The organism is Thermohalobaculum sediminis (genome assembly GCF_023487995.1).
GTDB lineage: Bacteria > Pseudomonadota > Alphaproteobacteria > Rhodobacterales > Rhodobacteraceae > Thermohalobaculum > Thermohalobaculum sediminis.
Map to the genome: position 1 here is coordinate 17,983 of NZ_JAMFKN010000002.1, position 17,399 is coordinate 35,381.

Annotated in this window: 14 protein-coding genes; 5 read left to right on the forward strand and 9 right to left on the reverse strand. The window is 70.1% G+C overall.

From position 1 onward, the window contains the following. Window position 1: 1 nt before the first annotated feature. The 3 genes from M1105_RS04035 to M1105_RS04045 all read right to left on the reverse strand — a co-directional run bounded on the left by M1105_RS04035 (window position 2) and on the right by M1105_RS04045 (window position 4,641). On the reverse strand, window positions 2-973 hold the full coding sequence (locus M1105_RS04035) for an HAD family hydrolase (protein WP_249579064.1): 972 nt from the start codon (window positions 971-973) through the stop codon (window positions 2-4). Between the two features lie 75 nt (window positions 974-1,048). Beyond that, entirely contained in the window at window positions 1,049-2,656 is a 1,608-nt protein-coding gene (locus M1105_RS04040; RefSeq protein ID WP_249579065.1) for an arylsulfatase, read from the reverse strand. A 194-nt stretch (window positions 2,657-2,850) separates the two neighbouring features. Continuing rightward, a complete protein-coding gene (locus M1105_RS04045) occupies window positions 2,851-4,641 on the reverse strand; it encodes a tetratricopeptide repeat protein (RefSeq protein WP_249579066.1) in 1,791 nt (596 codons plus the stop codon). Between the two features lie 342 nt (window positions 4,642-4,983). Between M1105_RS04045 and M1105_RS04050 the strand changes: the two genes are divergently transcribed. The 5 genes from M1105_RS04050 (at window position 4,984) to M1105_RS04070 (ending at window position 8,637) form a co-directional block, all read left to right on the forward strand. Next, window positions 4,984-5,238, forward strand: coding sequence for a hypothetical protein (locus M1105_RS04050; RefSeq protein WP_249579067.1), 255 nt, complete (start codon window positions 4,984-4,986; stop codon window positions 5,236-5,238). Between the two features lie 478 nt (window positions 5,239-5,716). Continuing rightward, on the forward strand, window positions 5,717-6,187 hold the full coding sequence (locus M1105_RS04055) for a hypothetical protein (RefSeq protein WP_249579068.1): 471 nt from the start codon (window positions 5,717-5,719) through the stop codon (window positions 6,185-6,187). Between the two features lie 9 nt (window positions 6,188-6,196). Further along, complete coding sequence (locus M1105_RS04060; protein WP_249579069.1) at window positions 6,197-6,733, forward strand: hypothetical protein; 537 nt, start codon at window positions 6,197-6,199, stop codon at window positions 6,731-6,733. A gap of 41 nt (window positions 6,734-6,774) precedes the next feature. Further along, window positions 6,775-7,524 (forward strand): DUF2092 domain-containing protein, encoded by a 750-nt coding sequence (locus tag M1105_RS04065; protein WP_249579070.1) that lies wholly within the window; start codon window positions 6,775-6,777, stop codon window positions 7,522-7,524. 3 nt (window positions 7,525-7,527) lie between these two features. After that, window positions 7,528-8,637, forward strand: a complete 1,110-nt coding sequence (locus M1105_RS04070; protein ID WP_249579071.1) for a DUF6515 family protein — start codon at window positions 7,528-7,530, stop codon at window positions 8,635-8,637. 101 nt (window positions 8,638-8,738) lie between these two features. On the opposite strand, the gene M1105_RS04075 is transcribed toward M1105_RS04070, so the two are convergent. From M1105_RS04075 to M1105_RS04100, 6 genes are all read right to left on the reverse strand, one after another. Then, window positions 8,739-9,392: a hypothetical protein gene (locus M1105_RS04075; RefSeq protein ID WP_249579072.1), complete on the reverse strand. Its 654-nt coding sequence runs from the start codon at window positions 9,390-9,392 to the stop codon at window positions 8,739-8,741. Window positions 9,393-9,395: 3 nt separating this feature from the next. Next, window positions 9,396-10,796, reverse strand: coding sequence for a selenium-binding family protein (locus M1105_RS04080; protein ID WP_249579073.1), 1,401 nt, complete (start codon window positions 10,794-10,796; stop codon window positions 9,396-9,398). 325 nt (window positions 10,797-11,121) lie between these two features. After that, entirely contained in the window at window positions 11,122-12,651 is a 1,530-nt protein-coding gene (locus tag M1105_RS04085; protein WP_249579074.1) for an EF-hand domain-containing protein, read from the reverse strand. 116 nt (window positions 12,652-12,767) lie between these two features. Then, on the reverse strand, window positions 12,768-14,285 hold the full coding sequence (locus M1105_RS04090; protein ID WP_249579075.1) for an EF-hand domain-containing protein: 1,518 nt from the start codon (window positions 14,283-14,285) through the stop codon (window positions 12,768-12,770). 339 nt (window positions 14,286-14,624) lie between these two features. Then, a complete protein-coding gene (locus tag M1105_RS04095) occupies window positions 14,625-16,547 on the reverse strand; it encodes a CHASE2 domain-containing protein (RefSeq protein ID WP_249579076.1) in 1,923 nt (640 codons plus the stop codon). Further along, the gene (locus M1105_RS04100) at window positions 16,547-17,188 is read right to left on the reverse strand and encodes a FecR family protein (protein WP_249579077.1); all 642 of its coding nucleotides are present in this window, start codon (window positions 17,186-17,188) and stop codon (window positions 16,547-16,549) included. Before M1105_RS04100 ends, M1105_RS04095 begins: the two co-directional genes overlap by 1 nt. Between the last annotated feature and the right edge of the window lie 211 nt (window positions 17,189-17,399).

Consider the following 17,399-nt stretch of genomic DNA (forward strand, 5'->3'; position numbering starts at 1 on the left):
TTCATCGGGCATGGGGCCAGACTTGCTCCCAGTCCCTTGCCATGTCGACCAGCAACCAGCCGCGCGTCCCGGCCTCGTCGAGGCCGCGATCGAGCCTGCCGACGTGGCTGTCACGGTCATAGGCCCATTCGCGCTCGGCGTCGGTGTGATGGACGATCATCCCGAAACGAGGTCCGTCGCCGGTCGTGGTCCATTCCAGCATCTGGAAGTCGCCGTCCGAGTTTCCGGCAGCGAAAATCGGACGTTTGCCGATGCGGGTGTCGATTGCCAGTGGCTTGCCTTCGGCGTCGTCGATGAAAACGATGCCGGGATCCTTCATGATGATCGGGCCGGCGTCGGTCACCATGTAGCCCGACTTGCCGATCGAGCCGATGACCTGTTCGGCCGGGATGTTGTAGGCGTCGTCCGAGAAGGAACGGATGAAATGCACTCCCCCGCCCGAGACGATGTAGGTCGTGAATTCCTCGTCCCTGAGATAACTCAGCAGCTCGAGCATCGGCTGATAGATCATTGCGTCGTAGGACATGCCCGTCTGGGGATGGCGCGCGCTGTCGAGCCATGCACGGGCATCCGCGATGAAGGCGTCCACCGACATGCCGGAATGCGATACCTCGACGATCTCGAGCAGCCCCTTCTTGCCTGACGCGGCGACCGCCTTCATGTCGCCCGCCGCCGCCGCCTTGAGCACGTCCGAGGCCAGGATCGAGGGGTCCCCGGCGGCCTTCTCCTTCAGCCGGTCGACGGCGTAGAGGAACTGGAAATAGACGGGCTGCTCGGCCCAGAGCGTGCCGTCGTTGTCGAACACGGCGACCCGATCGGCGGGGGACACATAGCTGGCGGACCCGGTGTCGGTCACACCCTCGACGAAGGCGATGATCCGCGACTTTGCCTCGGTCTCGTTCCACGAAGGCAAGGGATCCGCCGTGGCGGCAAGGGGCGCGCAAGCGATGGCAAGCGCCAGGATGTGTTTCATGGTCGATCCCTGTCACGGAAGGCTGGAGCGGTCCGGCGCGCATGACGCGCGACGGACCCGGTTCCGGGCCGGCTCCTACTGCGCGCCGCCCGGCCGCGAGAGCTTCTCCATCACCTTGTCGAGACTGAAGCTCGCCGCTTCCTGGCGCGGCGGGTAGTCCTTGAAGGTGGCGAGGAAGTTCGCGACATAGGCCTGCGCCGGGACGAGCATGTAGGCCCGGTCGATCATCCAGTCGTAGTAGGTGTTCGACGTCCGGTAGCCGCGCTCGTACGGATCGCGGCGCAGGTTGAAGATCAGCGGCACGCGCAGCGGCGTCAGCGGCTCCATCCACGCCCGCAGGGTGGCCCAGGCCTTCTGCTCGAGGAAGGTGATCTTCCAGTCGGTATAGCGAAGCGCCGCAAGGTCGCCGTCATCGGTGAAGTAGAAGATTTCCTTACGCGGGCTCTCGGCCGTCTCGCCGGTCAGCATCGGCAGGAGATTGTAGCCGTCGAGATGCACCCTGTATTCCCGGCCGGCCATCTCGGCCACCTCGACGCCGGCAAGAAGATCGTCCTTCACCGTCTCGTTGCCCGCGGCGGCGAGGAAGGTCGGCAGCCAGTCCATGTGGTGGACAATCTGATTGCTCACGGCGCCGGCCTCGATCTTGCCGGGCCAGCGGACCATGGCGGGCACGCGCCAGCCACCTTCCCACTGCGTGTTCTTCTCGCTCCAGAACGGCGTCATCCCGGCGTCGGGCCAGGTGTTCATGTGCGGGCCGTTGTCGGTCGAATAGAACACGATCGTGTTGTCCGCGATGCCAAGCTCGTCGAGCTTGTCGAGGAACTGGCCGATATGCATGTCGTGCTGGATCATGCCGGCCTGATACTCGTCGAGGTTCCGGCCGGCGGCCTCTTCGGCCTGTGCCCGGAAATCGTCCGCGACATGCGTGCGGAAGTGCATCCGCGTCCCGTTCCACCATACGAACCAGGGCGTGCCTTCAGCCGTCTTCTGCTCGATGAAGGCGAGTGCGGCGGCCGAGGTCTCGTCGTCGACCGTCTCCATCCGCTTGCGCGTCAGCGGACCCGTGTCCTCGATGTCCTGAGTGATCTCGCCGTCGCCGTAGCTTGCCGTCGAGCGGATCACGCCACGCGGGCCGAACTTCTCGAGGAACGTCTTCCCGTCAGGCAGAACGGCGTCGCGGGGATAATCCTCGTTCTCGGGCTCCTCCTCGGCATTCAGGTGGTAGAGGTTGCCGAAGAATTCGTCGAAGCCGTGATTTGTGGGGAGGTGCTCGTCGCGATCGCCGAGGTGGTTCTTGCCGAACTGGCCCGTGGCGTAACCTTCGGCCTTGAGCAGGCCCGCGATCGTCGGATCCTCGATCTGCATGCCCTCCTGGGCGCCCGGCAGGCCGACCTTCGAAAGGCCGGTACGGAACACCGACTGCCCCATGATGAAGGACGACCGGCCGGCGGTGCAGGACTGCTCGCCGTAATAGTCGGTGAACATCATGCCCTCGGCGGCGATGCGGTCGATGTTGGGCGTGCGATAACCCATCAGGCCGAAGGTGTAGGCCGAGATGTTCGACTGGCCGATGTCGTCCCCCCAGATCACCAGGATGTTCGGCTTGTCAGCTGCGTCTTGCGCGACGACCGGCAGCGTCGATGCCAGCATCGCGGCAAGGGCGAGTGGCCCCAGACCTCTCATGGTTCAATCTCCTTTCCGGAAAACGGCGCTAAAGCTCGAGCGAACGTAAATCCTTGGGCACACGGCCTCGCCCTGGGAAGGTGCGAACATGTTTGGGCCCCGGTTACATCCCTGATCCGGCGCGAGAATGCCCGGCCCCGGATCCGCGTCGAAGGGCGGCACGCCAGAGTCGCGCCGGCGACCGGCACCGCCCCTCAGCTTGCGACGCGGCGCGCCTTGTCGAGGCCGGCGAGAAGCGCGTCGACGATTTCGTTGATCGCCCCATGGCGGCGCAGAAAAGCCTCCGGGTCGCGTGCGAAGGGGCGGTCCTGCGCCATGTCGTCCAGCGCGCGCCGCGCACAGGCCGCGTCTCCGAGTTCGCCGCAGGCGATGGCAACCAGCGCCTGCCCGACGCCGCGATCGTTGAGGGCCGAGCGCTCGGCGATGCGCCGCATCTCGCCGAAGTCGCCCCTGAGATAGAGGTCGATCGCGACGAGGTGAAAGTACCAGCTTGGCGGGTTCAGGGTCCGCTCGATCGCCTGCTTCAGGATCTTCACGCCTTCGTCGAAGTTCCCGCGGACCGCGAGGCGCCACCCGAGCTGTGCCATCGTCTCGGGATCGTTGGGATTGAGCTCGAGCGCCCGCCGAGCGAGCCGCTCGGACTCGGCGTAGCGGCCAAGATAATGGTTCACGGCCGCAAGGGCCTTGAGCGCGCGCGTGTTTTCGGGGTCGAGCGCGACCGCATGCGTGGTCGCCTCCAGCGCCTTCTCGTACGCCGGGACCCCGTCGCCGTCACCGCGATAGTTGATGCGGCCCTCGTCGAGATGCACCCAGCCCAGCATCGCCCAGGCATCGACATAGGCCGGGTCGCGGCGAACCACCTCGGCGAGGCATTGCTGGACCGGGGCGAGTTCGGCAAGCGCGAAGCTCCGGCGGAACGCGTAGGCCCGCAGCACGCAGACATAGCTCTCGATGCTGGCCGCGTCCGCGCCCGCGGTGCGCACCGCGAGATCGGTGTTCACGACCCCATAGGGCTGGCCGATCGCCGTGGAGATTTCGGCCGCGATCTCGGCGGGGACGCGCATCAGCGAGCCGGGACTGAGCTTGCGGTCGTAACTTCCCGTCCAGAGGACGCGGCCGCTGGCGGCGTCGAGCACCTGCGCCGCAACACCCACCCTGCCCTCGTCCGTCCGAACGCTGCCGGTCACGACATACGCGACCCCGAGAAGTCGCCCTCGATCGAGCGGATCCGATGCATCAGCGGCTGACGAGCCCGGCGGAACGACGAAGAGCCTGAAGCCCGGGAACTGCATGATGTTGCGGACCAGCTCCTGGCCGATTCCCTCGGCGATGGCGTGGTCTTTCGCGCTGTGGCTCAGCGAGTCGAAGGGAAGCACGACCAGCTCGGGCTCGCCAGCGCCGGCCGGCGTGGCTCGCTCACCCTCGCCGTAGTGCATGGCGAAGCTCAGGGCAGCGGCGAGAAAGGCGATCGCCATCGCCGCGAGCGCCATCCGCCGGGGCGGTATCCGCCGCCCACCCTTTGTGTCGGCGGCGGGGCGGGCGCGACCCGGCGGCGCGTCTTCGGCTAGCGCCTCCGCGCCGCTGGTCTGGGGCTCGGTGGATGGGAGCGGCTCGCGCCACTCGAAGCTGGGGACGTATGACCCCTTAAGGATCGAGATCCGCACCGGGTTCCGGCGGCCGGCATCGACGTAGTAGCAATCGAGATCGCGACGGAGCCGCCGCGCCTCGATACGCACCACGGGGTCGCTCTGCGGGTCGAAGGTCTCATCGCGGTCGAACACGGCCACGGCGACGGTGAACCCCTTGAGACGCCCGGCCCTGCCCGCAAGCGTCTCCTCGACCACGAAACGGAGGAATGCCCGCCGCCGCGCGCTTGCCTGGAGCGCGGGGCTGGAGAGGATACGCCCAAGCTCGGCACGCACATCATCGGCCGTCGGCCCATCGTCCGGCGCTCCGGCGGTCATCGCGACGGTCGGCTCCGGCATCGAGGCTCCTCGGCGCTGGGTCATCCACAACGTTCGAACTGCGCCGGCAGGCATGCCGCCGACCCTTCCCCGCCCGCAACGAGGTGGCGGCCAACGAGGCTTTCGACATCAAGGATAGCACAGGAAAATGGCGCCGATCACCCTCTCTCCCGACGCGCCGTGATGGCTGCGGCAAGGCGGCCCTGTGCCGCGCCGGCCGTGCAAACATGTTCGCACCTGCCCGCGTGCCCGGGATCGCGCTACCTTGATCCCGCCCCGCTTTCCGCGGGGTGGCCATCGGCACGCTGCGCGGGGCGCCGCCCCGGAGGCCGAGGCACGTCGGACCAAGTCGGGAAAGGGGTAATGGACGGCATCCGCTCGGTGGTCGACCGGTTTCCGCATCGCGAGTTCGAGATTGCGCGGCGCTCGGCCACCGATCCGCAGTTCAGAGCAATCTGCGCGGATCATGGCGAGGCGGAGAAGGCGCTCTGCTACTGGCAGAAGGTCGCGGAAGACGCCGACCAGAGGATTCAGGAATATCGCGCGCTCCTGAGCGAGCTCGACAGCGAGATCCTGTCGCGCCTCGATCGGGCCGAGCCGGGGCAGCGCTGCGGGTGACCGGGGCCGCGCCTTTCCGCGCCAATGCAGCTGTGTCACCGGGGGGAACGATGCTTTCGACGACATGGCGCCCCCCGAATCGGCCCGACCGGGAATCCGGCGGTCCTGTCGCCGTAGGCGAGACGCCCGCTGGCCATCGCCCCGGCTCCGCCATCAGCGCAGAACAGACGAGACGCGGGCGGGCCAACGGACATCCTGCGACCGTCTCCGACGACATGACGGCCGAGACTTTGCGCCAAAGTGGGTGGGCGTCGGCCCGGGCTCCGTCTGGACCCGGTGTCTTGCAGGTGGCAAGCTCGCCAATGCCGGGAAGTGAATGCGCGATATCCATGCCGCCGACCGGTGCCGATCGCACCATGGCCCGTTCACGGCGCGGGGGATTTCTGACCTGTGCCCCCTGCCGGCCGCCGCGGAGTTCGGACGGGTAGGAGATCGACTGGCGACTGGCTCACGACAGCTTCACGAAGGGGAGTGCCCGATGGCGCGACGAGACTGGATGAAACGGCTTGGCCGGGGCGGCGGCCTCGCCGTGGCGCTGACGGCGGGCATCCCGCTCGTCCTTGGCGCGGCGGTTCGGGCCGATGAGCGCAAGGTGACGGGAACCGTCGAGATCTCGCAGATCCAGGTGGCCTTCCTCTATAGCGGCAATGTCGGCGGCGGGACGCTGCACTTCCGGGACAAGAGCTACCGCTTCCGCATCGGCGGGCTGGGGATCGGCGGGATCGGGGCATCGAAGATCGAAGCCAAGGGAGAGGTCTTCAATCTCGAACGGCTCGAGGATTTCGAGGGCGCCTATGTGCAGGGCCGCTACGGTCTGGCCGCAGGCCAGAAGAGCACTGGGGAGCTCTGGCTCGAGAACGCCAAGGGGATCGGCCTCAGGCTCGATGCCAAACGCGAAGGACTCGCGCTCTCGCTCGGCGGCGACGCCGTCTACATCACCTTCGACTGAGAGGGCGCCATGACATCGACCATCGTCAGATTGCCTGCTGCGGCCCTTGTCGCCACGCTGGCCATGAGTGCGGCCGCACGCGCCGAGAGCGTCGTGATCGACGCGTTCTCGCTGTGGACGGCCGAGGGCTCGGTGCTGCAGACGGGACCGGACCAGACGGTCTTCGCCGGCGCGATGCGCGGGCCCTATATCGTCGATGCCGGGCAGGGACCAATGCCGGCGGGCGAGATCGCCTGCATCGGCACCATCATGGCCGAGACATCCTCGGGCCGGCAGCATGGCGCGGCGCAGTGCAGGGTCACGGCCGACGACGGCGCCGTCGGTTTCGCGCGCTTCAGCTGCGAGGGGCTGCGGCTGGTGGGCTGCGCGGGGTCGTTCGAGTTCACCGGCGGCGAGGGGCGCCTCGCCGGGATCGGCGGCGGCGGGCGGATCGTGATCCGCCGCACCGAAGCCGAACTCAGCATCGCCGACGGGGTGATCCGCGAAACCGGCTTCGGGATCGCCTCGTGGGAGGATCTCACGATCACCATGCCGGACGCGCAGTAGGGGCGGTGGGCCCGCGAGCCCCGCCCGAACGGAGGAAGCCGATGTCATTACCGCAGATCCGATACGCGGCCGCCTGCCTCGCGCTGAGCGTGGCCTTGCCGCTGCACGGCCCCGCCCCGGCGCAGCAGGCGCCCGTCGTCGACGACCTGGTGCGATCGATGACCGCGACGCTTGCCGACGCGACGTCGATCACCCTGCATGTCGAGAAGATGTTCGACGAGTTGCTGGTGACGGGCGAGAAGATCAACTACGCCGGCGCGATCGACATCGCGCTGCGCCGTCCCGACCGGTTCCACGTCTCCTATGGCGACGACCTCAGCGCGAAGGAAGTGTGGTACGACGGCAGCGCGCTCGTGCTGCTCGACCTCAGGGCGAATGTCCACGGCAACCTGCCGGCCGCGGCGACGATCGACGCGACCCTCGACGCCGTGGCGGAGCGCTACGGCCTGCGCATGCCGCTCGCCAGCCTGCTCTCGTCCGACGCCTATGCCGCATTCGCCGACCAAGTGGTCGAGAGCCTCTACATCGGGCTGCACGACGTCGACGGCACCCCCGCGCATCACCTCTACTTCACCGACGGCGCGACGCAGTGGCAGGTCTGGATCGACGCGGGCGAGGTGCCGCTGCCGCTGAAGCTCGTCGTGACCTATCTCGACGAGCCCGGCGAGCCGCAGTCGATCTTCCTCTTCACCGACTGGGACCTCGCCGCCGACCTGCCCGACGACCTCTTCACGCCCCAGATCCCCGAAGGCGCGGCGCTGGCCGCCTTCCTTCCTCGCCAGGGAGAGTGAGCCATGGCAAGCCTGAGCAACCTTCGCAGACGTCTGGGGCTCGCGACGGTGTTCGTCGCGGTTGTCACCGTCCTCTCGATGATCGCGGTCGACTATGCCGAAGCGCGCGCCCGTGGCGGCGGCGGTGGCGGCGGCGCGGCCCAGCGGTTCAGTGGCGGTGGCGGCGGTGGCGGCGGGGCGCGGGCCAACCGCTCGGCGCCGCGCGGGCAATCCGTCCAGCGCAACCGGGGCGGTGACTTCGGCGGCGGCCTTGGCAGCGCGCGCGGCGGAAGCCGCGAGCGCACGGCGGGCACCCGGCAGGACCGCCAGGTGACCCGCGGCGACCGGCAGACCGACCGCGGTGGCCGGCAGACCGATCGGCAGGCCGAGCGCGGCGACCGGCAGGGCGACCGCCAGACCGACCGCAGCGACCGGCAGGCGAACCGGGGCGAGAACCGGGGCGATCGGCAGTCCGAGCGCACGGACCGTCAGGAGAACCGGCAGGAGGGCCGCACCGACCGGACCCAGACCCGCCAGGAGAACCGCACCGAGCGGCAGGGCAACCGGCAGGAGACCTACCGCCAGGTTGCCGACGACATTGCCGACAACCGCTACTGGGGCCATTACCACAGCTATGGCTGGGGCTATGGCTATGGCGGCTACTGGGCCGCGAACGCGGCCTGGGCGTTCGTCGGCGTCGTCACCCTGGGCGCGCTGATCGCGTCGCTGCCGCCGGCGCACGAGACCATCGTCATCGAGGGCGACACCTACTATTACTCGGACGGCACCTACTACCGGCAGTCGGGCGACCAGTACCAGGTGGTGGCCCCCCCGGTCGGCGCGACGGTCAACAATGCACCCTCGCAGGTCACCAACGTCTATGTCGGCGAGAAGGAATACGGCTATGCCAACGGCGCCTATTACGACGTGAAGCCGCCGGCCGACGAGGAGGCCGCGCCGACCTTTGAGGTCGTGGCCCCGCCTATCGGCGCCAGCGTGCCAGAGCTGCCGGAGGGCGCCGAGAAGCGGCCGGTGAACGACACCGACTACTTCGCCTACGCGGACACATGGTACCAGCCGTTCTACAGCGGCTCGAACGTCATCTACATGGTCGTGGCAGACCCGACCGGCTGAGGCGGCGGGGCGGGTTGGCCCTACGGCGCGGCGGCAACGGCGCGCCGGGATCGGGTAAGGACTGCCGGTTGGGTGACGATCTGCAGCGCCATGCCAGCACCCTACCGGTGCCCCGCGGTCGCAAGCGCGATGAGGCCCACGAGGATCAGGCTCGCCGCCCAGACCCGCTCGAGGTCGAACCAGCTGCGCGTGAGGAAGCCAAGGCCGAGCCAGCGGTGGACCGCCCAGGCGAGCGCGCCGCCCGCCGAGAGCATCGCGGCCGAATGCACCACCGCGACCACGGCCGCGATGCCCAGATTGCCGCCCATCAGGTCCCCCGCCGCCGCATGGCCCGCGTCCGCCCCGGCCCGGCAGAGGCCGAGATAGATCGGTACCAGCATCAGCGCCGCGCCATGCGCGAGGGCGACGAGGAAGGACCAGAGGGCGAGGCGCGAGGGCGGCACGCGGGCAAGGAATCGCGGGTGGCGCTTCGTCACGAGGATCCATGCCCCGAGCGCGATGACCAGGACCGCGGCGCCGACCCGGATCTCGACCTGCCACTCGATCAGCAGACTCAGCGCCGCGAAGGGCATCAGGATGGCGAGCGTGGCCGCGAGATGCCCGGCCGCGAGCGCCGCGAGCGCGCGCCAGAGCGCGCCCGCCCGCCGCTCCATCAGCGCGGCTGAGACCGCCAGCGGCCAGCCCATGCCGGGGTTCACCCCGTGATAGAGGCCGCTCGCGACGACGGCGAGCCAGAGGCCCGCTGTCCCCTCCATCGATCAGGCGGAGGGGTAGCAGAAGCTGTCGGTCGAGCAGTCGCCGCCCTCGAGCCGGATCTGGTGCGAGCGATAACCCTTGGGAAACTCGACGAAGAAGTCCTTGTCGAGCGTCAGCCCGCCACCCTCGCCGACGTCGGCCTTGACCATCGCGCCGCCCCGGTCGCCGGGATAGAACTGGTCGTCCCAGGTCGAGTAGAGCGAGTTGGTCCAGTAGACGCGCTTGCCGTCTCGGCTGATCTCGACCATCTGCGGGCCGTAGCCGAAGGACTTGCCCCCGGGATGCGCCGCCTGACGCACGATGCCCCCGACATGGACCGAGCCCGCGAGCCTCGGGTTCATCGGGTCACTGACGTCGTATTGCCGCATCTCGCCCGTTCCCCAGCACGAGACGTAGAGGAAGCGGTCGTCGAGGCTGAGGTCGATGTCCGTCACCAGAGGCGGCACCGCCTCGAAGCCCTTGAGAAGCGGCGGCAGGTCGTCCGCCTTGGCAGGCTCGGGCGGGATCGTCGCCGTCTTCTTCGCGTGGAACTTCCCCCCCTCGCGCCACCAGGTCCAGATCGAGCCTTCGAGGTTGGTCGTGTCCACCACGACGCCGCAGAAGCCGTATTCCTTCACCGGGTCATGAGCGGGGCGCACCTCCAGCGCCATCTGGTGGTTGGCGCCGAGGTCGATCGTCTGGACGTTCTTGCGCTCGCGCAGGTTCCAGAAGTGCAGCCGGTGGCCATACTTGTTCGACAGCAGGTCCTCGGGGACCAGCCCATTCTCGAACTGCGGCGGCAGGCCCCATTCCGAGCTGACCATGTAGTCGCGCGGCAGGTTCCACCAGAAATCGTACTGCTTGTCCTGCGGCCCGCGGTCGATCTCGTAGCGCCCGATCACGTCGAAGCTTTCGCAGTCCATGATGAAGATGCCCGGGGGGCCGTCCGTCCCGTCCTTGCCGCCACCGCCGAGGGTCGAGACGTAGATCCCCTCGGGCCCGCAATGGATGGTGTGGGGGCGCGAATAGCCGGTTTTGGCGAAGACCTCCTCGGGCTCGATGACCTTGTGGATCTTGGCCGCTTTCGGCCCGCCCTTCACGTCGATCACGTAGATGCGCGACGACCGGATGCCGGGGACGATGAGATAGCGCCGCTCGAGGAAGGCATGCCCGGTCAGCGGCGAGAGCGCCGACGAGCAGGCGTTCCAGCCGAAATGGTGAAACTCGTCGCCCTTGTGCGGCATGATCACCTGATGGACGATCCTGCCGTAATCCGTCGACCCGGGATCCACATCGACGACGGCCAGCCCGTCGGGCTGCGAGCCATCGGGGCTCAGCATGAGCGTGTAGGCCAGCCTCTCGGGCGGCGCCTGCATGGCGAGCTTGGCGGACGGGTAGAAGGTCGGATCCGGTCTGAGTGTCATCTGAACGTCTCCCCTGTGTCGCAGGTGCCGAGTCGTTCGCGCCCGGCTGCCTTGGCTGTAACCGCCACATCATATGCGGGAATGTCCCATCATGCGCTGTTAAATGATCCGGCCCCTCCCGGGGAATCCGGGCGCATCTACCAAGCGAAAGCTCGCGCGAGGCAGGTTGCGGTCATTCCGACCTCCCGGAATGGCAGCACCCAATTCGCTCCGCTCCTTCCATGCCTCGCCGGATACTTTCGCCGCGCGGTGACGACGTGCCTGCGCTCTCAGCGGTGGCGCTCGCAGGCGATGCGCGGCGCGCACTGCCCCGCCATGGCTCGGGTCAGTCCTCGCCCCGCGGCGCGACGCGGCCTGGCCCCCTGTCGGGGCGCGGAACGTCATCGCCGAAGGTGAATGTCCGGTGGGGTCTGGCGTGGACCGTCCATCCGGCCGGCAAGCGCGGGATCGCCTGCGTGACCAGATAGCCATCGTCCGAGGTCTCGCGCAGGGCGCCCGCCTCGATCAGCTCGATGAGCCCGGCCTGCATTGGCCGCAGGTCGAAGGGCCGGACAACCCCGGGCGCCACGACCGCGTCCGGGTCGAGCTCGATCACGCCGGCGGGATGGACCCTCAGCAGCTCGCGGGTCAGTTCCTCGATCTCGGCCGCAATGCCGCTGGCGGACTGCCCCTCCGACGCGTCCTCGGCGGTTGGTGCGAGCTGCCCGTGCGGAAGGGCGCTGCGCGACTCGGCGCCGGGCTCCGCGCCGTCCGCGCCCGGCGGAACCAGTGGCGTGCGCGCGCCACGCTCGGTGGCGTCGTCCTCCGCCACCGGTGACGTGAACGTCATCCCGAGAAACGTCCCTGCGGTCTTCTTCCGCGCCTTGCCCGATGGAACCTGGACGCCGTCGAGCTCGTAGTGACCGATGACGACCAATTCGGCGGCATCGCGCCCTAGCGGCGTCGCGAAGCGCTCGGCCACCCGCCGCGCGGAGGCGTCCTTCCGGCTGGTGAAATATTCCATGCAGACGCCCGGAGCGACGAACGACACGGCGCCCGTCGGCACTCCGACGACGCCCGCGCCGGGGCCGAGCGTCGCCGCCGGGGGTTGCACGACGAAGCGCGCAACCCGGTCGACGGCGCCATCGAGCTTCCAGATGATCTGGCCGTAGGCCGTGGCAAAGATGTAGACGGGGCGCTCGCCATCCTCGATGGTCACGGTCGCCACGGTCGTGACTGCGTCCATCCCGTCTGTCGCGACGGTCGACAGCGCCGCCCCCTCGTAGCCGCTGAGCAGCACGACCTCGGCCTCGGCCGGCGGCAGGGGCAGAGCGCAGGATGCAGCCGTCGGCCTGGCCGGAAGGAAGTCGTTCAGCGGGTCGAGCTCGGCCGCGATCGCGCGGATCGCCTGCGTCGCCTCCGCCTCCGTCACCGTGCCGTCGCCATCGCCGTCGAACTGCGCGAGGTCATGTGGGTCGTACCGCTGCTGCTCGAGGCCCGGGCTGCGCGCGGCGATGCGATCCGCATGGGCATAGAGCTCGTCCGGCTCGACGACAGCATCGCCGTCCGCATCCGCCGCAGCGAGGAACTTGTCGAACCGTTCCCGATCCACGGGCTTCCCTGGCGCGATGCGCGCGTTGAACTCGGCGCGGGTGACCGTGCCATCGCCGTCGATATCGTAGCCGAACAGCCGCTCCAGCTGCCTTGCACGCTCGGCCGCGCGCCGCCGCTGCTCGGCGCGGGCCGCGTCCTCGGGCGACACGGCGCCGTCATCGCTGATCCGGCGCATCTTCGCGAGAAGGCCGTCGAGGAACCGGTCGGGATCGCGTGCGATCAGGCGCAGGGTCGTTTCGGGCAGGTCACGCGACAGGGGCATCGGGATCTCCGGCACGGTCTCCGCCCCGGGCGCGCCGGCTGCGAGCGCGAGGGCCGCGTAGAGCAGCCATCGCCCGGGGGCGGGGCGTTCCCGGCGTGCCATTTGGGCCGACACCCTCATCCGCAATCCGGTCCAAGAAGGCATTTCGGGACCTCGCGCCGGAAGACGCGGGTGTGCCCCGGCCTGCCGGCCGGTATGGGCACGCCCTCGTCCAGCACGATCCTGACCGCGGGGGCCTCCTGGAGGTCGGCGGGAAAGCGGGGCACGGCGCGGGTCAGCAGGTACATGCCGGGCGAGACCTCGCGCATCGCCCCGGCATCGAGCAGCTGGATCATCCCCGCATGTCCGGGCAGCACGTCATAGGGAACCACCGGCCCCGCCGCGACGATGACGGCCGGCTCGAGCTCGACAAGGCCATCGGGAAAGAGCGCGTGCAGCCGCGCCTCCAACCGGCCGCGTGCGGTCCTCTTCCACTGCCGGGGCGCGCGCTCGCGCGGCGTGGGCGCGTCAGGGACGCGGCGGCTGTTGGGCAGGCCCCGGGGCTTCGTCGGGGGCTCGTCGCGGCCGCGCGCGGCCAGGCTGCCTCCGAACGAGGCCCCCCCGCCCATCACCACCGCGCCATCCCGAACCGCGAGCGGCCCGGTCGGAGGTGCGGCGACGCGCGCTTGCGCCTCGCCGGACGGGATCCGCACGCGGTCGAGCCGGCTGAGCGCGACGATGCGGATGTCGCCAAGAGCCACGCCGAGCCCCCATGCGAGCCTGCGGGCGACCCCCTTGGCGCGGGCGCTGCCGGGCCAGGCGACGCTCTCGGCGCAGGACCCCGCCGGAAGGAAGGTGACGGCATCGCGCGGCAGGCCCGCGACACCCGCTCCGGGCCCCAGCACCGGGTTCTGCGGCTCGACGACGAAGCGGGCGACGCGTCCGGTTGCGCCGCCGACCCGCCAGATGGTCGGCCGCGCCGCGCTCGCGAACACGTAGAGCGGGCGCTCGCCCGCCTCGATCTCGACGGTTGCGACCGAGGTGAGCGTGTCCATGCCATCGATCGCGACGTTCGACATTCCCACGCCGAGATGCCCGCTCAGGTAGACGACCTCCGCCCCTTCCGGCAGCGAAGGCACGTCGCAGCTTCGGGTGCTGTTCGGCACGGGCGGCGGCGCGGCCGCCGGGCGCGTCTGGCGTGGCTGGGCCACCGGCACCGGCGTGGGCCTTGCGAGCGGGGCGGGCGGCGCGACCGCCGCGATCACCGACCGGATCTCGGCGGCGCTGATCGTGCCATCGCGATTGGCGTCGAACAGCCTCAGATCCGGCGCGCCGCGGCGCCCGGCCGACCCGCCCCCTTCGTCCGCCTCCTCCGTCCGCAGCGCGGACAGCATCTCGCCGAGGCCGATCGCGCCGTCGCCGTCGCGGTCGGCGCGCGCGATGAGCCTGGCGAACTCCTCCGACACCCTCGCCGCATGATCGCCGCCGCCCTCGGCATACTCGGCGCGGGAGACGCGGCCGTCGCCGTCGAGATCGCGGCGCATCAGGCGGGCGAGCGCACCCGCCCGATCCTCGGCGCGCCACGCCGCCTCGGTCCGGCGGATGGCTTCCTCGGTCACCGCGTCCGAGGCGGTGTAGCGGCGGAAGTGGTTCATCACCCGTGCGAGATACCGATCCGGGCCCGCCTCGATCTGGCGCCGGACATCGTCGGGCAGGGCCTCGGCGGCTGCCCGGACTTCGGCATCGAACGGCGCCTGCGCATGTGCCGCGAGGGGAGAAGCGAGATCGCAAGGCTCGCACCAAGGGCCATGCGCGCCCGCCGAACTGCTTGGCGGCCGCCGCAATCAACGCGAGATGAATTCGCCATCGCAATCATTCGGAGCGAAATCCTACGGCAGCGCGCCGCGACTCGACAGGCCCATTCTGCCATGACACGGTCCGCGCCGGTCGAAACGCCCGCATGCCGCGCACTGGCGGGGCGCGGCCAGGAAAGGTCATGGCGCGTGCGTCTCGGCCGGCGGAGGAGCAGGGCTGTACGCCCAGACCTCGACCCTCGACTCGCGCCCGCGCGGCAGTTCCACCGTCAGGAACGCGAAATCCGGCGGCTGGCCGCCGGCAGGGCCCACGGCCGCATCCAGCGCCGCGCGCGACACGACGAAGCGGGCGCCGTGATGCTTCGCGATTTCCTGCAGGCGCGCGGCAAGGTTCACCGTGTCGCCCGTGACCGTCGCATGCGCCTGTCGCCGCCCGCCGAGGATCGCGGCGGCGACAGGCCCGCAATGCACCGACACCCGCAGCGCGAGGGGCGGCCCGCCAAAGCCCCCGGCGGTTCCGCGATAGTCCGCGAAGTCCCTGCCGCAGGCGATGGCCGCCGCGGCATCGGTCGGCGCCGGGTCGGGCAGGCCAAAGACGATCATCGCGCCATCGCCGAGGAAATCGACCACGACGCCGCCATGGCGCACCGCGATCTCCTCGAAATCGGCATGGAGTTGCGCGAGAAACTCGGCCACCGCCACGGGGTCCTGCCGCTCGGCGCGCGAGGTGTAGCCCGCGACATCGACGAACAGGACGGCGCAATCCTGCCGGCGGCGGTCGAAGGCCGGGCGCTCGCTGTCCGCGAGCGCCCCGACCAGGCCCGCGGGCAAGTAGCGGATGATGTTGGCCTTCTCCCGGGCCAGCCGCGCGCTCCTGTCGCGCTGCGCCCTTTCGCGAAGCGATGCGCCCGTGCCCGAGCCGACCGCGAGCGAGCCGAGCACCGCGACCCCGTCGAGCCAGAGGCCCCAGGCTCCGAACGCGGCGATCAGCGATCCGGCCCCCGCCAGCCAGACGGCAGAGGTAAGGCCAAGCCCCAGCGCCGGGGCGGCTGGCAGAGCTGCCGCCATGGCAAACCCCGCAAGCGCGATGCAGAGCGCAACCGTCACCGCATCCGCCACGCGATCGCGGCGGATCAGCGAGCCATCCATCACGTTCCCCGCGAAGGTTGCCAGCACCTCGACGCCCGGCACGTTCGAGCCGAACGGCGTCGCGAAGACGTCGCGCAGGCTCTCGGCCGTCGCGCCGAAGAGGACGAGCCTGCCACGGAGGGCGTCCGGCGGCGTCTCGCCCGCCACGAGCTCGCCGAGGCCGATGGTCGGGATGGTGCCGGCCGGACCGTAATGGTTGAGCGTGACCGTCCCGTCAGGCCCGGTCGGGAGGACATGCGGCCCGATCGCGACGCGCTCGCCCGGCCAGAGGGCGAAGGCGCCGGGCTGGATGCCCAGCGCAAGGCGCACGTCGCTCAGCGGCAGGGTAGGCAGAAAGCCATGCACCTCGCCCTCCGCCACCGGGATGGCGACCAGGGCCTGCCGCGCGACGCGGTCGTCGGCGCGCGGGATGTTGACATGACCGATCAGCCCGAGGGGCGCGAAGCGCGGCTGCGGCAGCAGCAGCGCCCCGCCCGTGGCGTGCGGCCGCGCGCGCCCGGCAACGACCGGAAAGAGGCTTCGCCCAAGGCTCTGCAGGCTCTCGTCCGGCGGCGGGGCCGCAATCCCGGCGTCGCCGGCCGACGCGCCCGACGCCATCACGACATGCGGCAGCCGCGCCATAGCGCGGGCGAGGTCCTCGTCCGCCCCGCTCGACTCGAGAAGCAGCAGGTCCAGCGCGAAGCCAGCCGCGCCGGCATCGCGGGCGCGGTCGAGGGCGACGGCCAGCGCTGCCCGGATCTCGCCGGTGCCGGGGAAGCGCGCGAGGGTCGCCTCGTCGATCGCGACGATCGCCAGCTTTGTCGGCGGCACAAGCGTCCCCCGCAGGCGAAAGCGCAGATCCAGCAGGGCATTCTCGACCCGCTGGCCGGGCGGATCGACCGGCGCCGTCCGCAGCGTGCCGATCGCCGCCGCCGCGACCGCGACCAGCGCCAGCGCGGCGGCAGTGCGGCGCATCATCTCCAGGCGAACCCCAGTGCCTCGTTGAGCTCGGCCACGCGCGGCGCGCCCCATTGGCGCACCGGCCCCGGCAGGCCGCTGGCGGCTATGTCGATCCCCTCGCCCTGCCTCAGCACGACCGGTTGGCCCAGGGTCCTGACGACGACCTCGCCCGCACGGGTGAACACCGCGCTTGCGCCATCGCGGTGGATGACGGCCCAATCGGTCGAGCGAACCGAGGCAATGGCCAGCGGCGTGCGGATCTCGAAGCGGCGGAAGCTCCGCTCGGGCGCGACGAGGCCGACGATCCCCTCGATCAGTTGCAGCACGATGCCGGCTTGCGGGACAGCGACGGCCGTGAGCTCCTCGAGGTTGACCTCGGTGCCCGGCGCAATGGTCAGGGTGATGCCGTCCGAGCAGGTGACCTCGACGCGGGACTCCCCGTCGGTGAGGATCTTCGACTCGCCCGCCGGCAACGCCGCGCCGGACAGCGGAGCCCAGGTCCCGCCGTTCCAGAGTGCGGCACCGCCGCCCTCGATCCCGCTTGCGTGGCAGACCCGCTCGTCGGCGAGCGACGTCTGGGCGAACCACGGCAGCAGCGCGGCAATCGCGCCTGCTGCCATCGAACGAGGCGGGACGTTCCAACCGGCAGCGAACATCGTCTCTCTCCTCTGGACGGAACTCGGGCGGAAATCTCGGTGTCTCGCGGGGCCTCGAACGTGCGTGAACGGGGTTGGCCTTCCGGCGGGGTTGAATTCGCACAGGATCAATCGTGCGCCAGCATAAGGCGGCGGCGGCATTTTCGCACGCGTCTCGTGCTCGTCGGGGGGGTGTCGGCTTCGTCCGCCTGCCCTCGACGCGCCCGAACGG